The organism is Embleya australiensis (genome assembly GCF_051903075.1).
Lineage (GTDB): Bacteria > Actinomycetota > Actinomycetes > Streptomycetales > Streptomycetaceae > Embleya.
On record NZ_CP182422.1, the window covers coordinates 1,591,796 to 1,607,309 of the forward strand.

Genomic DNA, 15,514 nt, shown 5'->3' on the forward strand with positions numbered 1-15,514 from the left:
GGACTGTAAATGATCGGCGGCCCGTCACCGCACGACCAGGACTTCGAGGGTGCGCGGCCCGTGCACACCCTCGACCCGATTCAGCTCGATGTCGCTGGTCGCGGACGGCCCGGAGATCCAGGTCAGCGGTCGACCGGGGTCGAGTCGTTCGAGCGCCCGCGGCACCGAGGCGACCACGTCGGCGGCGCGAATCACGCACAGGTGCCAGTCCGGCACCAGGGTCAACGCCCGACGGCCCTGGCCGGGCCCGGCGTCGAGCACGATCGTGCCGGTTTCGGCGATGCCGACGGCGGCGGCGGTGAGTACGCCGTCGGCGGTGTCGAGGGCGGACGTGGTCAGGATGTCGGCGGGCTCGACGACCTGAGGCCTGTTATTAATACGATTGTCGTACAACTGCCCGTACGCCCAACCGTCCGCCAGGCACACCCCCTCGGCGAGCCCGACCGTCCACGCCGCCGGCAGCCCCGCCGGGGTCACCAGGGTGCGGGCCCCGCGCCGCTCGACCGCCGCCGCGACCGCGTCCGGGAGGGCGTCCTCGGCGACCTCGTGCACCACGGCCCGATAGTCGCGCAGGTGCTCGACGAACAGGTCGAGCACACCTTCGGTGACATGCGCCCGTGCGTAGTCGCGCACGACCGGGGAGTCGTCGTCGCTCGGCACGTCGGCGAGCGCCCGGCGGACCCGGGCCAGGATCGCTGCACGCGAACTCATCGGTCGTCCTCCTCGATCCGGTTCTTCTCCGCCGGCGGCGCGCCGCGTTCGCGCACCCACCAGTCGCGGAAGGACTGCGCCGGCACCTCCGGCAGGGCCCGGCTGTCCGACCAGGCCGCACCCGGCCCGGGCGCGCGGCGCGGCAACAACCGACGCGAGCGGGCCGCGACCCGCTGTACGGTGCGCAGCCGCTTCGCGTCGTCGAGCACCCACTCGGCCGCCCGCATCGCCGCCCGCTCGGCCCGGTGACCGCCGCCCTCGACCACCTGTTCGCGCAGGTGCACCAGCACCTCGGGGATGTCGATGGCGACCGGGCACACCTCGTAGCAGGCACCGCACAACGACGACGCGTAGGGCAACGACGCGGTCTGCGGGTCCACCTTCCCGGTGGCCACGCCCCGCAGTTGCGGCACCAGGATCGCGCCGATCGGCCCCGGGTACACCGACCCGTACGCGTGTCCCCCGGTGCGCTCGTACACCGGACACACGTTCAGGCAGGCCGAACACCGGATGCAGCGCAACGCCTGCCGTCCGGTGGTGTCGGCCAGCACGTCGGTGCGGCCGTTGTCGAGCAGCACCAGGTGGAAGTCCTGCGGGCCGTCGCCGGGGGTGACGCCGGTCCACATCGAGGTGTACGGGTTCATCCGCTCCCCGGTCGAACTCCTGGGCAGGAGTTGCAGGAACACCTCCAGGTCGGCCCAGGTCGGCACCACCTTCTCGATGCCGACCACGGAGATCAGCGTCTCGGGCAGGGTCAGACACATCCGCCCGTTGCCCTCCGACTCGACCACGACCAGCGTGCCGGTCTCGGCGACCAGGAAGTTCGCGCCGGACACCGCGACCTTCGCGGACAGGAAGCGCTCCCGCAGGTGTCGTCGCGCGGCCTCGGCCAGCGCGGCCGGCTCGTCGGTCAGTCCGGGCGGCGCCGGTACCCCCCACTCGGCCATCTCCCGGACGAAGATCTCCCGGATCTCGGCCCGGTTGCGGTGGATGGCCGGCACCAGGATGTGCGACGGCAGGTCGTCGCCCAACTGCACGATCAACTCGGCCAGATCGGTCTCGTAGGCCCGAATGCCCTCGGCGGCCAACGCCTCGTTGAGCCCGATCTCCTGGGTGACCATCGACTTGACCTTGACCACCTCGGTCTCCCCGGTGGCCCGAACCAGATCGGCGACGATGCGATTCGCCTCCGCCGCGTCCGCCGCCCAGTGCACGGTGCCCCCGGCGGCGGTGACGGCCGCCTCGGCGGCGACCAGGTACTCGTCGAGCCGACGCAATGTCCGATCCTTGATCGCCGCCCCGGCGGCCCGAAGCTCACCCCAGTCGGAAAGCTCACCGACCACATGGGCCCGTTTATCCCGAATGGTATGAGTGGCCTTGCGCAGATTATGCCGAAGCTGAGGATTCGAAACGGCAGATCGAGCAGCCTCGGGAAACGGCGGCATACCCAAAAACGTAGGCGATGAGGTCATGACCAAAGCTTTCCGATCAACGGGTCGAGGAAATTCGGCTCACAGGCCATGAAGGCCACACCGCTGCCCTGAAACCGCAGCCGATACGGCCGGCGCAACGGGTGGAGCGGGCGGGTAGACAATCCCTAGCCCGCCGTCGAGGCGAGAATCTCCGCCAGATGCACCACGCGCATGCCGGTCCGCTGACGATCCATCAGCCCACCGATGTGCATCAGGCACGAGTTGTCCGCCGCGCACAGCACCTCCGCCCCCGTCCCCGCCGCGTGCCGCACCTTGTCGGCGCCCATCGCGGTGGACACGTCCGGGTTCTTCACCGCGAAGGTGCCGCCGAAGCCGCAACACTCCTCCTCGCCCGGCAGGTCGACCAGTTCCAGACCCCGCACTTCGCGGAGCAGCGCGGTCGGCCGGTCGCCCAGGCCCAGGAGGCGGCGGGAGTGGCAGGTGGGGTGGTAGACGACCCGGTGCGGGAAGTAGGCGCCGACGTCGGTGACGCCCAGCACGTCCACGATGAACTCGGTGAGGTCGTACACCTTCGGAACCACCGCCGCGACCCGGGCCGACAACCCCGGATCGGCCGCGCGGGCGGCGGCGCGCGGGTGGTTGTCCCGGATCATCGCGCCGCAGGACCCGGACGGGGTGACCACCGCGTCGTAGCCGGCGAAGGTGTCCGCGAACCCGGCCACCATCGGCTCGATCCGTTTTCCGTAGCCGGTGTTCCAGTGCATCTGTCCACAGCACGTCTGCGCGGTGGGGAAGTCCACGGTGCAGCCGAGCCGTTCCAGGAGGCGGACGACGGCCTGCCCCGTGCGGGGGTAGAGCGTGTCGTTGACGCAGGTGATGAACAGCCCGACGCGCATGCGTGCGGCCTCCTCGCGACTGTCGAATCATGTGGTCTGACCACACTGTGGTGTGCTCACGCTAAGGGCATGGCATGCTTGGCCACAAGACACCCCCCGATTCGCGATTCGCGACGCCCGCATCCGAGGAGCCCCCGTGACAGACGGCCCCGACTGGCGTCCGGTCAAGCGTGTACGCGCGTTCGAGGAGGTCGTGGCGCAGATCGAGGAGCAGATCGCGAGCGGCCGACTGCGGGCCGGCGACAAGCTCCCGGGCGAGCGCGCGCTGGCCGCCGCGCTCGGGGTCAGCCGCCCCTCGGTGCGCGAGGCGATGCGGGTCCTGGAGGCCATGGGCGTGCTGGTGGCCAACCCCGGCAGCGGCCCGGAGGCGGGGGCGATCCTGGCCGGCTCGGCGGGTCCGGCGCTGACCGGCGTCCTCGGGCTGCACCTGGGGCTGGCCAACTTCGCCGTGGACGACGTGGTCGAGACCCGGCTGCTGATCGAATCGTGGGCGGTCGAGGGCGCGGCGCGGCACGCGGGCGAGGCCGACCTGGACCGGCTGCGCGCGATCGTGGCCGCGATGGACGACCCGGACCTGTCCCCGGAGCGGTTCAACGAACTGGACACCGAGTTCCACACCACGATCGCGGAGTTGTCGGGGAACGCGCTGGTGACCACGTTCATGCGCGCGCTGCGCGACACCGTACGCCGACACCAGCGCCGCGCGGTGGCCGAACTGGGGCCGGACACGGGCGCGTTGCGCGCGGACCACCGGGCCATCCTGGCCGCGATCGTGGCCCGCGACCCGCGCGCCGCGGCCGACGCGGTGGCCGCGCATCTGCGCCGCGCGTACCCGCAGGTGTCCCAGGTCCGCGAAGACGCGCCGTCCCCGGAGAACTGACGAACCGTCAACGATCCGGCCGACATAGCTGACGAACCGTCATCGACCGCGTGTGGTAAGGCGATCGCCCAACAGGTCGGCGCCGGGGGTGGGTTGTCGGCGGCCCGCTCGCGCGGACTTCGGGCAAAGCGCGCAACGCTCTGGTGACACAGCGCTCCGGCCCGGCATACTGCGCGGCAACGTACAGCGCAGGAGGTCGCGAGGATGCTCGGGCACGACCGGATCGACGCGGAAACCTACCACCGGGACATCGTCCCCGGATTGCTCATCGGCGCACACGGCAAACGGGCCGAGGCGGGCCTCCCCGGGCTCGACCCGCTCGGACTGCGGATCGGCACCGGCGCGTGGACCTATCGCGCGGACGACTCCCGGCTGCGCGTCGTGGAGGGGATCGACCCGGACGCCGGCTGCGTGGTGCGGCTGTCCCCCGACGCCTGGACCGACCTGGTCACCCTGCTGCGCACCGCCGCGGCGCTGGCCATCGCGGGCGAGGTGCACACCGAACACGGCACGGTGCTCGACCTGTTCCGCTGGGAACCGGCGTTGCGGGCGCTCTACCAGGGCATCGAGATCTACCTGCCGCAGGGCCCGGAACTGTACGACCGGCACGGCGCGCCGGTGGACCCGGCGGCCGAACTCACCCTCGACCGCTCCGATCGGGAACTCGCCGAACACTTCGAGGCGACCGGGGTGATGCGGATCCGCGGGGTGTTCTCCGCCGCCGAGATCGCCGTCCTGAACGCGGAGGTGGACCGGCTCGCCGCCGAGGCCCGTCCGGACGACGACCGGTCCTGGTGGGCGGAGACCGAGTCGGGTGAGGCGGTGCTGTGCCGGATCGTGTATGCGAGCGAACGCTCCGCGCCGATCGGTGAGTTGGCCCGCGATCCGCGCCTGGTCCGGCTGGCCGGTCTGCTGCACGACGACCTCGCCGCGTCCATGGACCGGATGGAGGGGGTCTCCGTCCTGCTCAAGCCGGCGGGTCGGCTCAAGGGCCTCGCCAACATCCCCTGGCACACCGACTGCGGTCTCGGCGGCCACCACATCATGTGCCCGTCGGTGGCGATCGGCATCCAACTGACCGGCTCCTCCGCCGAGACCGGCTACCTGGAGGCGATCCCCGGCTCGCACGGGCGCACCTGCCCGCAACCGACGCAGGAGAAGCCGGCGAACCTGCCCTATGTCGCGGTGCCGACCGAGCCGGGCGATGTGACGGTGCACGTGGCCGACGTACTGCACGCGTCGCCGCCGCCCGCCGGGGTGGGCGGGCGGCGCACGATGTACGTCACCTTCCGGCCGCCGTCGCTGTTCGAGCAGGTCGGACCGGGCGAGGCGGTCAACGACCTGATCCGCAGTCGTACGGCGGGTGAGCTGGAGGCCGGCCTGGGCCGGTGAGTCCGCCCTTCGGGGCGGGTGGGCGCGGGGACTGCGCCGGGCGGGACGGGCGCGGGAGCGCGCCTGGCGGGACGGGTGCGGGGACTGCGCTGCGGGACGGTTCGGGACGGGCGGGGCGGTTCGGGGCCGGTGCAACGGGCGGGACGGGATCGGCCGCTCGGCTCGCGGAGGCGGTCGGCGGCGGCCACACGCGCGGGCACGCGTGTACTCGTCGGCCCGGCATCGGCACTCGGCGTTCCGCAAGGGGTAATCGGCGTTCGGCAATCGGCGTTCGGCGCTCACCGGTTCCGGACGATACCCGCCGGTTCCACGCTGAGGATCCGGTCCAAATGGGTGATTCGCAACACCCGCGCCGGCTGCGGCCCGACACCGCACACCACGATGTCCCCGTCCCGGTCGCGCAGTCGGCGGTAGCCGTAGACCAGGCTGCCCAGGCCGGACGAGTCGATGAACGGCACCCCCGACAGGTCGATCCGCAGGCTGCGCGCGCCCTCGTCGACGAGGCGGTCCACCGCCTGGCGGAAGGCCGGCGCCGCGGTCATGTCCATGTCGCCGTGTACGGACACGATGCCACCGAGGTCGGCCTCCAGGGCCGTCCGCACCACGCACGGTCTCGCCGAGAACGATGTGTGATCCACGTCGTCCGGCGGGAGATCGTCAAGGCTCATGGGGACCACTCCACCCGGTCGAGTGTCGGTTCGGTCGCGCGGCACGCGACCGCTCGCTACGATGCGCGCGTCCTGGGACGAACCCCCACATCCATCCCGGAACGCAGGACCGCATCGGCACCCTACTCGCCGCATCGGTCGCTCGTGGACCGTCTTCCCCTATAGGTGTGATTCCGTCGGAAGCCACCCGCGGCCGGCCCCGGCGGTCGTACCGTGAAGGTTGCGCGAGCGCCGGTGCGAGTCGGCTCGAAACGCACGGACGCAAGGGATTCCGTAGCCATGACCGGACCACGCCCCTCGAGCGACGAGCGGGGCAGCAACACGCAGGAGCCCGCCGTCGCCCGGCGGAGCAACGGCTTCGAGCCGCCGCACGCCCCGGACGAGACGCCGCCGCCCGGCTGGTCACCGGCCGAGGTGCTCGACGAGAGCGACAGCGGCGTGATCGTGTTCACCGCCGAGGGCACCGTGTGCCACGTCAACCCCGCGGCCGCGCGCCTGTTGCCCGACTGTGCGGTGGGCACCGCCTTCCCGACCCTGCCCGCGACCGGGACCACCTGGCGCGGCGAGGTCGACGATCGGCGCGTGCAGGGGCGGCGAGCGGTTCTGAGCGACGGACACTACGCCTGGTACGTCCGCGACACCACGGCCGAACGGCGGCGCGAGGACGCGCTGTTGGCCGAGCGGCGGCGCAAGGTCTTCCTCGCCGAGGCGGGCCGGATGTTGTCCGCGACCACCCACCCGCGCCGGCTGACCGACCTGGTCACCACGCTGCCCGCACCCGAACTGGCCGACTGGGTGGCGCTGTCCGTGCCGAGCATGGAGGACGGCCGGATGCGCACCACGTACGCGCCCGCCACCGGCACCCCGATCGCCCGGGTGACCACCGGTCTGGGCACGGCGTGGACGGCCCCGGCGGGCGTCGGCCGGGTGTTGCGTACCCGCCGGCAGGAGCTGCATCCGCTGATGGATCGCGAACTGCTCGGCCGCCTGGTACCGGACGACGCGGTCGCGGACCTGCTCGCCGTCGACGCGCGGTGTGCGCTCGTGGTCCCGGTGCCCACCGACGACGACGCGCCGTCCGTACTGACGTTCGTGCGCTCGGCGACCTCGGAGCCGTTCGCCGAGGAGGAGATCGCACTCGCCGTGGACTACGCCGAACGGGTGGGCGTGGCACTGCGCACCTCGCGGCTGTACGTCGAACAGGACCGGCGCACCCTGCTGCTCGCCCGGGCCCTCGTCCCGGGCCCGCTGCCCGAGGTGCCCGGCGCGCGGATCGCCGCCCGGTATCGCCCGGTGTCGTTGACCAATGGTCTGGGCGGCGACTTCTACGCCGTGCATCCCACCCCGGTCGACGGCACGTGGGCGTTCTCCGTCGGCGACGTGTGCGGACGCGGCACGCCCGTGGGCATGTTCAGCTCGCGCTCGCTGCTGATACTGCGCACGGCGGCGAGCGCGGGCTGCGCTCCCGCGCATCGGATGGCGCTGCTCGACGCGGAACTCACCCTCGGCGATCCCTCGTTGGTGCTGACCGCGATCACCGGGGACTGCTCGGTGCATCCGGACGGCTCCGCGCGGGTGCGGTTGACCTGCGCCGGGCATCCGCCGCCGCTGTGGATGGACCCGGCGGGCCGGGTGACCGCGATGGCGTTCACCGATCCGCTGGTGGCGGGCATCCCGGGCACCGTGTTCGGCGAGCGGGAACTGCCGTTGCCGGCCGGGTCGACGCTGCTCCTGTACAGCGACGGGGTCACCGAGGCGCGGGACGCGGACGGCGAGGCGTACGGGGTGGAGGCGTTGCGGCACGACCTGGCCTCGTGTGCGGGCATGCCGGTGGAGGCGCTGGTGGAGCGCCTGGAACAGCGGCTGTTGACGCATCTCGGCGACGCCCCGGTGATCGACGACGTGGTGCTGTTGGCCATTCACATCCCCTATCGGGACGACCACGAGGCGCTGCCGATCCTGGCCGAGCCGGGTCGTCCCGGTCCCGACGAGCATCCGGACGGCGCATGACGCACGTGGTCTCCGACGAACTCGACCTGTTCCTCGCACACTTGGGTCGAGCCGACGAGGTCGAGGCACTGAACCTGGTCCGCAACCTGCTGGGCAAGGGGGTGCCGGGCGAGGAGGTATTGACGGGCCTGGTGATCCCGGCGCTGCGGGTGGTGGGCGAGCGGTGGGCGACGGGCGAGTGGACGGTGGCGCGCGAGCACGCCGCCTCGCACGTCACGGGGCGGGTGGTGCACCTGGTCGCGGACGCGACGCCGCGTCCGCGCTCGCAGACCCGGATCGTGGTGTGCTGCGCGCAGGGCGACTGGCACGGGCTCGCGTCCCGAATCCTGGCCGCGCTGTTGCGGCTGCGCGGGATCGACACCACGGTGCTGCCACCGGGTACGGGTGCGGGTGAACTGGCCCGGGTGGTGCCCGACTCGGGCGCCGGATCGGTGGTGCTGAGCTGTACGGTCTCCACCGCGCTGCCGGGCGCGCGGGCGATGGTGGAGGTGGCCCGCCGGGTCGGGGTGCCGGTGCTGGTCGGCGGTCCCGGCTTCGGCCCGAACGGGCGCTGGGCGGGCGTCGTCGGCGCGAACGGCTGGGCGCCTGACGCGGAACGCGCCGCCGAGATGCTGACCGGTCCCGACTGGCCGACCGTCACCACGCCGGCCCCGCGCCTGCGCCACCTGTCCGACCCGGCGCACGACGGCGTCGGCCTGCTGCGCACCCCGCTGGTGGCCGCGGGCATGTCGGCGCTGGCTCCGATCGAGGGCGAACGCTCGGACACCACCATGCGCGACGGCCTGGCCAGTGCGGTCGACACGCTCGCCGTCTCGCTGTTCCTGGACGACGACGCGCTGTTCATCGATTTCACCCGGTGGTTCGCCGACGTACTGGGCCACCGGCGCGTGCCCAGCGAGGCACTGGCCGCCGCCTACCGGGCCTTCGCCACGCGCCTGACCCACGTCCCCGGCGCGAGCGCCACGCTGACGGCGGCGGGGGCGGTGTTGTAGGCGCGGTGTTGTGGGGCGGGGGCGGAGCCGGTCAGCTCACGGCGCTCAGGTCCTCGTCCGTGGGGGTGTCGTCGGACAGGGCTTCGGTGAGGTCCGGGTGTACGTCGAAGAGGCGGCGCAGGCCCAGGGCGGTGAAGACGCGGTTGACGTGGTGGTCGTTGTTGCCGGGCATCACCAGACGCAACGAGCCGCCGGTGGAGCGCAGTAGTCGGCGGGCCGCGACGAGGGTGCCGATGCCGGTGGAATCGAGGAATTCGACCCGGGTGAGTTCGAGGACGATGCGATGGTCGCCGTCGGCGACCGCGCGTCTGACGTGTTCGCGGAGTTCGGGGACGACGGCGTAGTCGACCTCCCCGAGGACGTGCAGCACGGTCCAGCCCTGGAGATCGTCCTTGATCACCTGAAGAGTCACGCGCCGGCAGTCCCCTCGCCCATGGTGTCCCGAGCCGCGCGAGACAGGGCGGCCGGAGCGATCGGCGAACCCGTCCCCCAGCGGATGGCACCGACGGATCCGGGCGGGACCTGGACACGTGGCTCGGGAGCCGGGTGGTCGGCCCGGCCTGTGACCTACCGTAGTGGCCCGCAGGAACCGGGGCAGTGACGATCCGGTCACGTACGGGTCTCGGTTGCAGCGTACACGGATCATCCCGGGCGCCTCCGGGAGTCGGGGCGCCCGCCCGATCGACCGCCCCGATGACGCAACGTCACCTGCCGTCACCTCGACTCGCGACGCGGCGGGGGCGGTACGTCGTTCAGCGGGTCGGCCATGGCACATCCGCGACCACCGTGCACGACCCCGGCGCGATCTCGGTGAAGCCGGCGTCGCGAACCACGGGCCGGCCGCTGCCGGCCAGCGCGGGCCATGCGGCGGGATCGGCGACCCGAACCGCGAGGTCGAAGCCACGCGCGGCCCACTCCTTCCGCGCCCCCGGACCGAGCCCCATCCAGGCGATGTGCGCGCCGTGCCCGACCTGCGCCATGGCCTTGCCGGCGGTCATCTCCAGGGACGGGTTCAACCACAACACCGGCTGCCCGGGATCGGCGGCGCGCGGCGCGACCGGCTCGTCCAGGTCGGTGCCGGAGACCTGCAACTTGGCCAGGTCCTTGGGCCATCCGTCCAGCGGGATGGGCGGGTACACCCGGACCTCGGCGGTGCGGTGGGCCACGGTGATCCCGGGCAGGGCGCCGGCACGACGCCACTCACCGCCGCGGGCCCGGCGCACCACTTTGCGGATCCGATGCCCCTGCCAGGCCTCGACGACGTCGTGCCACTCCCCTTCGGGGTCGGTGGAGCGCACGTCGGCAAGCAGGACGAGGACGGCCCGCGCGGCGGCCTCGAGGGCATCGGTACGGGCGGGGGGTTCGTCCTTCTCGATGTGGGCGACGAGGGGGAGAACGTATTCGATGGAACTCACGCCCCGATCATGCCGTGCTCGTGGCCACATGGCCTCGCCGGGCGGGGTGGGCGGTGCGCCCACCCCGCCCACCCGTTACGCCGAGTGCGAAGGCTGGGCCCCCACAAGCATCGGCCGAAACCAACCCGGCCCCCAACCCCGATCCGCATGGCGCGTTGGGCGGGCGTGGCCCCGCACCAGCCATCCGTAACCCAAGGCGCAACGCATGCCGGAGCCGTCCGGCTTCGCGCTTCGCGCTTCGTCTCAGGCCGCCGACGTTGTCGTCAGGAACCTGGCTATCGCCCCGATGGCCGTCGTGGATTCCGGGATTTCCGGGTCGATGGCGGGCCAGGCGTGGGGGACGTCGGGGATGAGGTGGGCCTGGACCTGGACGCCGGCTGCGGCGGCTCGGGAGGCGAAGGCCGTGGTGTCGCCGAGCAGGGCCTCGTGGCACGAGGCCATGAGCAGTATCGGCGGCAGGCCGGACAGGTCGGCGAACAACGGGGAGGCCAACGGGTCGCTCGGGTCGTGCAGTTGCAGGTAGATCTCGGCGGCCTCGCGCAGCGACCGCTTCGAGATGAACAGGTCCGTGGCCGCGTTCGAGTCGTATGTGGGCTTGGTCACCGTCAGGTCCAACCACGCGGACAACAGCACGAGGCCCGCCGGCATCGGCACCCGCGCCCCCCGCGCCGCGATCGCGAGCGCCGCCGCCAGGCCGCCGCCCGCCGAGTCGCCGCCCACGAACGGCGCCGCGTCGAGGCCCTCCTCCTCCACCGTCACGAGCGCGTCGTACACGCTCGCCGCGTCGTGCAGCGCGGCGGGGAACGGCGCCTCCGGGGCGAGCCGGTACTCGACCAGGATCACCCGCGCCCGGGCCGCCAGCGCGATCCGCGACGCGATCCCCAGCCAGCCCTCGGCGTCGCCCATGCGATAGCCGCCGCCGTGGAAGTAGAGCAGCGTCAGCGCCGGGACCGGGACCTCCAGGAACGTGCACGGCACCCCGCCCACCAGGCGTCGGGCGACCGCCACCCCCTCCTCGGGTTCCTCACGGTACGCCGCCGTGCCACGTCGCCGCGCCTCCAACTCCTCCGGCGCGGGCCGCCCTTCCCGTGCCGGCGGCAACTGCCAATCGTCCAGGCTCATCCCTGCTCCTCCCCGCCCGGACCCGACCGGACCGACCGGACCCACCGTCCCCGGCGGCCCGCTCGACCCCTCCGATCCCATCGATCCCGTCGACAACCCGTCCCGGCCCGCGGATCCGGGCCCACCCACCGTCTGCCCCGCCGTCGATCGTCCACGCCGGCGGGCCCATCCCACGAACGGACCCGTGCGACCGCCCGATCGTCGACCGCCCGGCCGGGAGCGCGCGTGTGCGGATCGAAGCTTGCGACAAACCCTGGTAGGGATCAAGCGATTGGCCGGGTTGTGACCTGGGCGCCGGCGCAATTGGGCGCCGGGCGCACCGTTCGGTTCGTACGATGTGGCGCGCGGGGTCCTTCGAACCGCTCCCGGACCGGCGCCGGGGAATCGGTCGTCGCGCCGACGACAGCAGGAGGGGGGTCCGTCGCATGGTGGTCCGGGTACGTGTTCTCGGCCATGTCTGCGTCGACGGCCCCGCGGGTCGTGCCGCGGAGGACCTGCTGGGCGGACCGCAGGCCCGGCTCGTCTTCGCCGCGCTCGCGCTCGGCCGCCGACACCCGGTGCCGCGCGAGGAGTTGGCCGCGCTCCTGTGGCCCGAGCAGGCGCCCAAGTCGTGGGAGGGCGCACTGCGCGGAGTGCTCAGCCGGGTGCGCGGATTCCTGGGGCAGGCCGGCTACGACGCGTCGTCGGTGTTGCGCCACCGGGCCGGTTGCTACGTGCTGTCTCTGCCCGAAGGCACCGAGGTCGACGTGGAGGCGGCGGAAAGCGCCCTGATCGAGGCCGAGGCGCTGGCCGTGCACGGCGCGTTCGCGCAGGCCAGGACCCGCGCGCACGACGCGCACGAAATCCTCGCGCTGCCGTTTCTGCCCGGCCTGGACGGCGACTGGGTGAACGAACGGCGTACCCGCTGGCGTTCGGCCCGACTGCGCGCACTCGCCGTGTCGGTGACCACCGAACTGCACCTGGGCCGCGCCGACGCGGCCGTGACCCGCGCCGCCCAACTGGTCGACCTGGACCCGTTCCGCGAAAGCAGCCACCGCCTGCTGATGACCGCGCACGCCGCCGGCGGCGACCGCGCGGCCGCGCTGCGCGCCTACGAGCGGTGTCGGCGGTTGCTCAACTCCGAACTGGGCGTGGGCCCCTCGCCCGAGACCGAGTCGGCGTTCCTGCGCCTGCTCGGCGACGCCACACCGCAACCGCTGCCGGTGCCCGCACCCGCCGCCCGCTTCGCCTCACCGACACCCGGCCTGGACGCGCCGCCCGCACCCGCCCCGACCCGCTCCGCGCACGACGTGTTCCCGCACGGCGCGCCCGGGCCGATCGTGGGCCGCTCCGCCGAACTGCGCCTGCTCGAGGAGTCCACCCGGGCCGAGGTCGGCTCGCGGGTGATCCTGGTCAGCGGCGACGCCGGGATCGGCAAGTCCTTCCTCCTCAACGAGTTCGCGACCCGCGCCGGCCGCGACGCGTTGGTGCTGACCGGACGCAGCGACGAGGGCGTGGCCGCGCCCTTCCAACCGTTCGTGACCATGCTGCGCGCCCATCTCGGCGACGTCGCGGCGGAGGAACTGCGCGAGCGGGTCGGCGACCTGGGCGGCGAGTTGCACCGACTGCTGCCCGAACTGCCGCTGGAGCCCGCGGGCCTGACCCAGCCTCAGGGACCGCCCGACTCGGACACCGAGCGGTATCGGCTGTTCGAGGCGGTCGCCGGGGTGTTCCGGCACGCCGCCGGCGAGCGCGACCTGATCCTGCTGCTCGACGACGTGCACTGGTCCTCCACCTCGACCATGCTGATGTTGCGGCATGTCGCCCGCGCCCTGGTCGGCACCCGGGCGGTGGTGGTGATCGCCTTCCGGGACACCGGTCTGGGCTCGGTACATCCGATGACCCGGCTGATCGCCGACCTCTACCGCGATCTGCACCCGCTGCATGTGCCGCTCGGCGGCCTGGACGTGGCCGCCCTGGTCGAACTGGCCCACGTACTGGCCGGCCCGCTGCCGCCGCGCGCCGAGGGCGTCCGGGCCCATGTACTGCGCGAACTCAGCGACGGCAATCCGCTCCTGGCCACCGAACTGCTGCGCCAGTGGGCCGACGTCAGCGACTGGTCGGCGCTGGGGAAGAGCGTGCCGGCCGACGTCCCGCGCCGGGTGCGCAACGTGCTGCGCCAGCGGCTGCTCGGCCTGCCGCAGTCCACCCTGGAGGCGCTCACGGTCGCCGCGGTGGTCGGCCCCTCGTTCGACATCGACCTGGTCGCGGCGGTGCACCCCGGCGGTTTCGACACCGTCGTGGACGCGCTCGACGACGCGGAACGCGCGCACGTGGTGCGCGGCGAGGAGACCGACCGCCCGGGCCGCTTCACCTTCGTGCACGCCCTGGTCCGCTCCACGCTCTACCAGGAACTGCCCACCGCGCGCCGCCTGCAACTGCACCGCAAAGTCGGCCTGGCCCTGGAGGCCCGGGGCGATCGGGACGCCCATCTGCCCGAGTTGGCCCACCACTTCCGGCTCGCCTGCCGCTTCGGCGAGGCCCGCCGGGCCCTGGACTACGCCCGCCGCGCAGGCGACGAGGCGCGCGACGGCGGCGCGTTCGAAGTCGCCGCCGAGCACTACCGGCAGGCCCTGGAGGTACTGCCGATGGTCACCGACCCCGCCCCGGAGACCCGCTGCGACCTGCTGCTCTCGCGCGGCGCCGCGCTGGACCGGTGCGGCGACCGGCGCTGCCGCGAGGTGCTGCGCCGCGCCGCCGAGGAGGCCCGAGCGCTCTCCGACTCGCGCCGGCTCGGCCGGGTGGCGCTGGCCATGGTCCGCCTGGGGCAGGTGTACCAGGTGGGCGTGGACCTGGAGTTGGTCGCCCTGCTGCGCGAGGCGCTGGCGGCGCTGCCGATCGCCTCCGCGCTGCCCGCCGACATCGCGCTGCGCTCGTTGCTGCTGGCCGCGCTCGCGGTGGCGCTCACCTTCGGGCAGGACCGCGAGGCCCGGCTGGGCATGCTGTACGAAGCCCTGGAGGCGGCCCGCGAGTCGGGCTCGCACGACGCGCTGGCGCAGGGCCTGGAGGCGCATCACCTGGCCGCGTCCGGACCCGACCTGGTCCAGGAACGGCTGCGGATGAGCAGCGAGTTGACCGTGTTGTCCGGGCTGACCGGCGATCAGGAGTCGCTGTTTCGCAGCCACTTGAACCAGGCCTACGACCTGGTGGTGTGCGGCGCGATCCCGGCCGCGGAGCGCGAGTACGCGCAGGCGCAGCGCGTCGCCCGGCGGCTGCGGCACCCATGGTTCACGTGGGAGGTGCTGATCTACCGCTGCGGCCTGGAACTGCTGCGCGGACGCACCGCGCGCGCCGCGGACGTACTGGCCGACGCGCTGCGCCTGGCCCGCCGTTCGGGGCTGCCGCGCGAGGCGGTGCGCTCGTTCAATCTGTCGCAGATCCTGGCGGTGCGCTGGGAGCAGGGCCGGCTGGGCGTGATGGCGCGTCGGGCGGGGGTGGCGGCCGGCTGGTCCCGGGACGTGTCCTGGTGGCGGGTACAGGCGTGTTGGGCGGCGTCCGCGTCGGCGGATCCCAAGTCGGCGCGCGAGGAGTTCCACGCCCTGTGCGTACCGGGCTTCGCGACCATCCCGGTGGACCTGCTGTGGACCGGCTCGTTGATGCGACTCGGCGAGGTGTCCCTGGAACTGGGCGACACCGAGCGGGGGTTGCTGGTGGCGGAGGCGCTCGCGCCGTACGCGGACCACCTGGATTGGACCGGCTCCTCGCTCGGCCCGGTACGCCGGGTGCTCGGCGGCCTGGCCGCGCTGGCCGGCGACGAGGCCGCCGCCCGCGCGCACTTCGCGGCGGCGTACGCGCGCTGCGTCGAACTGGGCCTGCCCGGACACGCGGAGCGTACGCTTCAGGACGCGGTGCGATTGCTCGGAGACTCGCCGGACGCCGGCGCACCATCGCGGAGCTGACTGGCTGTCACCTTGCGCTTTCGCGCTGCTCTGACGCTGTTCTGACGCTGTTTGCCT

Annotated in this window: 12 protein-coding genes; 5 read left to right on the plus strand and 7 right to left on the minus strand. The window is 73.0% G+C overall.

Annotation, left to right across the window (positions count from 1 at the left end; genetic code table 11):
- Window positions 1-24: 24 nt before the first annotated feature.
- The 3 genes from ACMXN5_RS06610 to ACMXN5_RS06620 all read right to left on the minus strand — a co-directional run bounded on the left by ACMXN5_RS06610 (window position 25) and on the right by ACMXN5_RS06620 (window position 3,040).
- Window positions 25-711 (minus strand): LutC/YkgG family protein, encoded by a 687-nt coding sequence (locus ACMXN5_RS06610; RefSeq protein ID WP_439674452.1) that lies wholly within the window; start codon window positions 709-711, stop codon window positions 25-27.
- The gene (locus ACMXN5_RS06615) at window positions 708-2,183 is read right to left on the minus strand and encodes a lactate utilization protein B (protein ID WP_439674453.1); all 1,476 of its coding nucleotides are present in this window, start codon (window positions 2,181-2,183) and stop codon (window positions 708-710) included. The genes ACMXN5_RS06610 and ACMXN5_RS06615 overlap by 4 nt, the downstream gene beginning before the upstream one ends.
- 125 nt (window positions 2,184-2,308) lie before the next feature.
- Entirely contained in the window at window positions 2,309-3,040 is a 732-nt protein-coding gene (locus ACMXN5_RS06620; RefSeq protein WP_126635586.1) for a (Fe-S)-binding protein, read from the minus strand.
- Between the two features lie 136 nt (window positions 3,041-3,176).
- Between ACMXN5_RS06620 and ACMXN5_RS06625 the strand changes: the two genes are divergently transcribed.
- Both ACMXN5_RS06625 and ACMXN5_RS06630 read left to right on the plus strand, forming a co-directional pair.
- The gene (locus ACMXN5_RS06625; protein WP_439674454.1) at window positions 3,177-3,920 is read left to right on the plus strand and encodes a FadR/GntR family transcriptional regulator; all 744 of its coding nucleotides are present in this window, start codon (window positions 3,177-3,179) and stop codon (window positions 3,918-3,920) included.
- Window positions 3,921-4,124: 204 nt separating this feature from the next.
- Window positions 4,125-5,312, plus strand: coding sequence for a phytanoyl-CoA dioxygenase family protein (locus ACMXN5_RS06630; protein ID WP_439674455.1), 1,188 nt, complete (start codon window positions 4,125-4,127; stop codon window positions 5,310-5,312).
- A gap of 278 nt (window positions 5,313-5,590) precedes the next feature.
- Here ACMXN5_RS06630 and ACMXN5_RS06635 read toward each other — a convergent pair whose 3' ends face one another.
- Window positions 5,591-5,980, minus strand: coding sequence for an STAS domain-containing protein (locus tag ACMXN5_RS06635; RefSeq protein ID WP_439674456.1), 390 nt, complete (start codon window positions 5,978-5,980; stop codon window positions 5,591-5,593).
- Window positions 5,981-6,259: 279 nt separating this feature from the next.
- Here ACMXN5_RS06635 and ACMXN5_RS06640 point away from each other — a divergent pair, with 279 nt between their 5' ends.
- Complete coding sequence (locus ACMXN5_RS06640) at window positions 6,260-7,990, plus strand: SpoIIE family protein phosphatase (protein ID WP_439674457.1); 1,731 nt, start codon at window positions 6,260-6,262, stop codon at window positions 7,988-7,990.
- Entirely contained in the window at window positions 7,987-8,982 is a 996-nt protein-coding gene (locus tag ACMXN5_RS06645) for a cobalamin B12-binding domain-containing protein (protein WP_439674458.1), read from the plus strand. Before ACMXN5_RS06640 ends, ACMXN5_RS06645 begins: the two co-directional genes overlap by 4 nt.
- 31 nt (window positions 8,983-9,013) lie before the next feature.
- Here ACMXN5_RS06645 and ACMXN5_RS06650 read toward each other — a convergent pair whose 3' ends face one another.
- The 3 genes from ACMXN5_RS06650 to ACMXN5_RS06660 form a co-directional block, all read right to left on the minus strand.
- Window positions 9,014-9,394, minus strand: a complete 381-nt coding sequence (locus ACMXN5_RS06650) for an STAS domain-containing protein (protein WP_395785868.1) — start codon at window positions 9,392-9,394, stop codon at window positions 9,014-9,016.
- A gap of 340 nt (window positions 9,395-9,734) precedes the next feature.
- Window positions 9,735-10,427 carry a peptidyl-tRNA hydrolase gene (locus tag ACMXN5_RS06655; protein WP_439677964.1) on the minus strand — a complete coding sequence of 231 codons (693 nt, stop codon included), beginning with the start codon at window positions 10,425-10,427 and terminating at the stop codon, window positions 9,735-9,737.
- Between the two features lie 213 nt (window positions 10,428-10,640).
- Window positions 10,641-11,519 (minus strand): alpha/beta hydrolase fold domain-containing protein, encoded by an 879-nt coding sequence (locus ACMXN5_RS06660; RefSeq protein WP_439674459.1) that lies wholly within the window; start codon window positions 11,517-11,519, stop codon window positions 10,641-10,643.
- 425 nt (window positions 11,520-11,944) lie between these two features.
- Between ACMXN5_RS06660 and ACMXN5_RS06665 the strand changes: the two genes are divergently transcribed.
- Complete coding sequence (locus tag ACMXN5_RS06665) at window positions 11,945-15,457, plus strand: ATP-binding protein (RefSeq protein ID WP_439674460.1); 3,513 nt, start codon at window positions 11,945-11,947, stop codon at window positions 15,455-15,457.
- The last annotated feature ends 57 nt before the right edge of the window (window positions 15,458-15,514 follow it).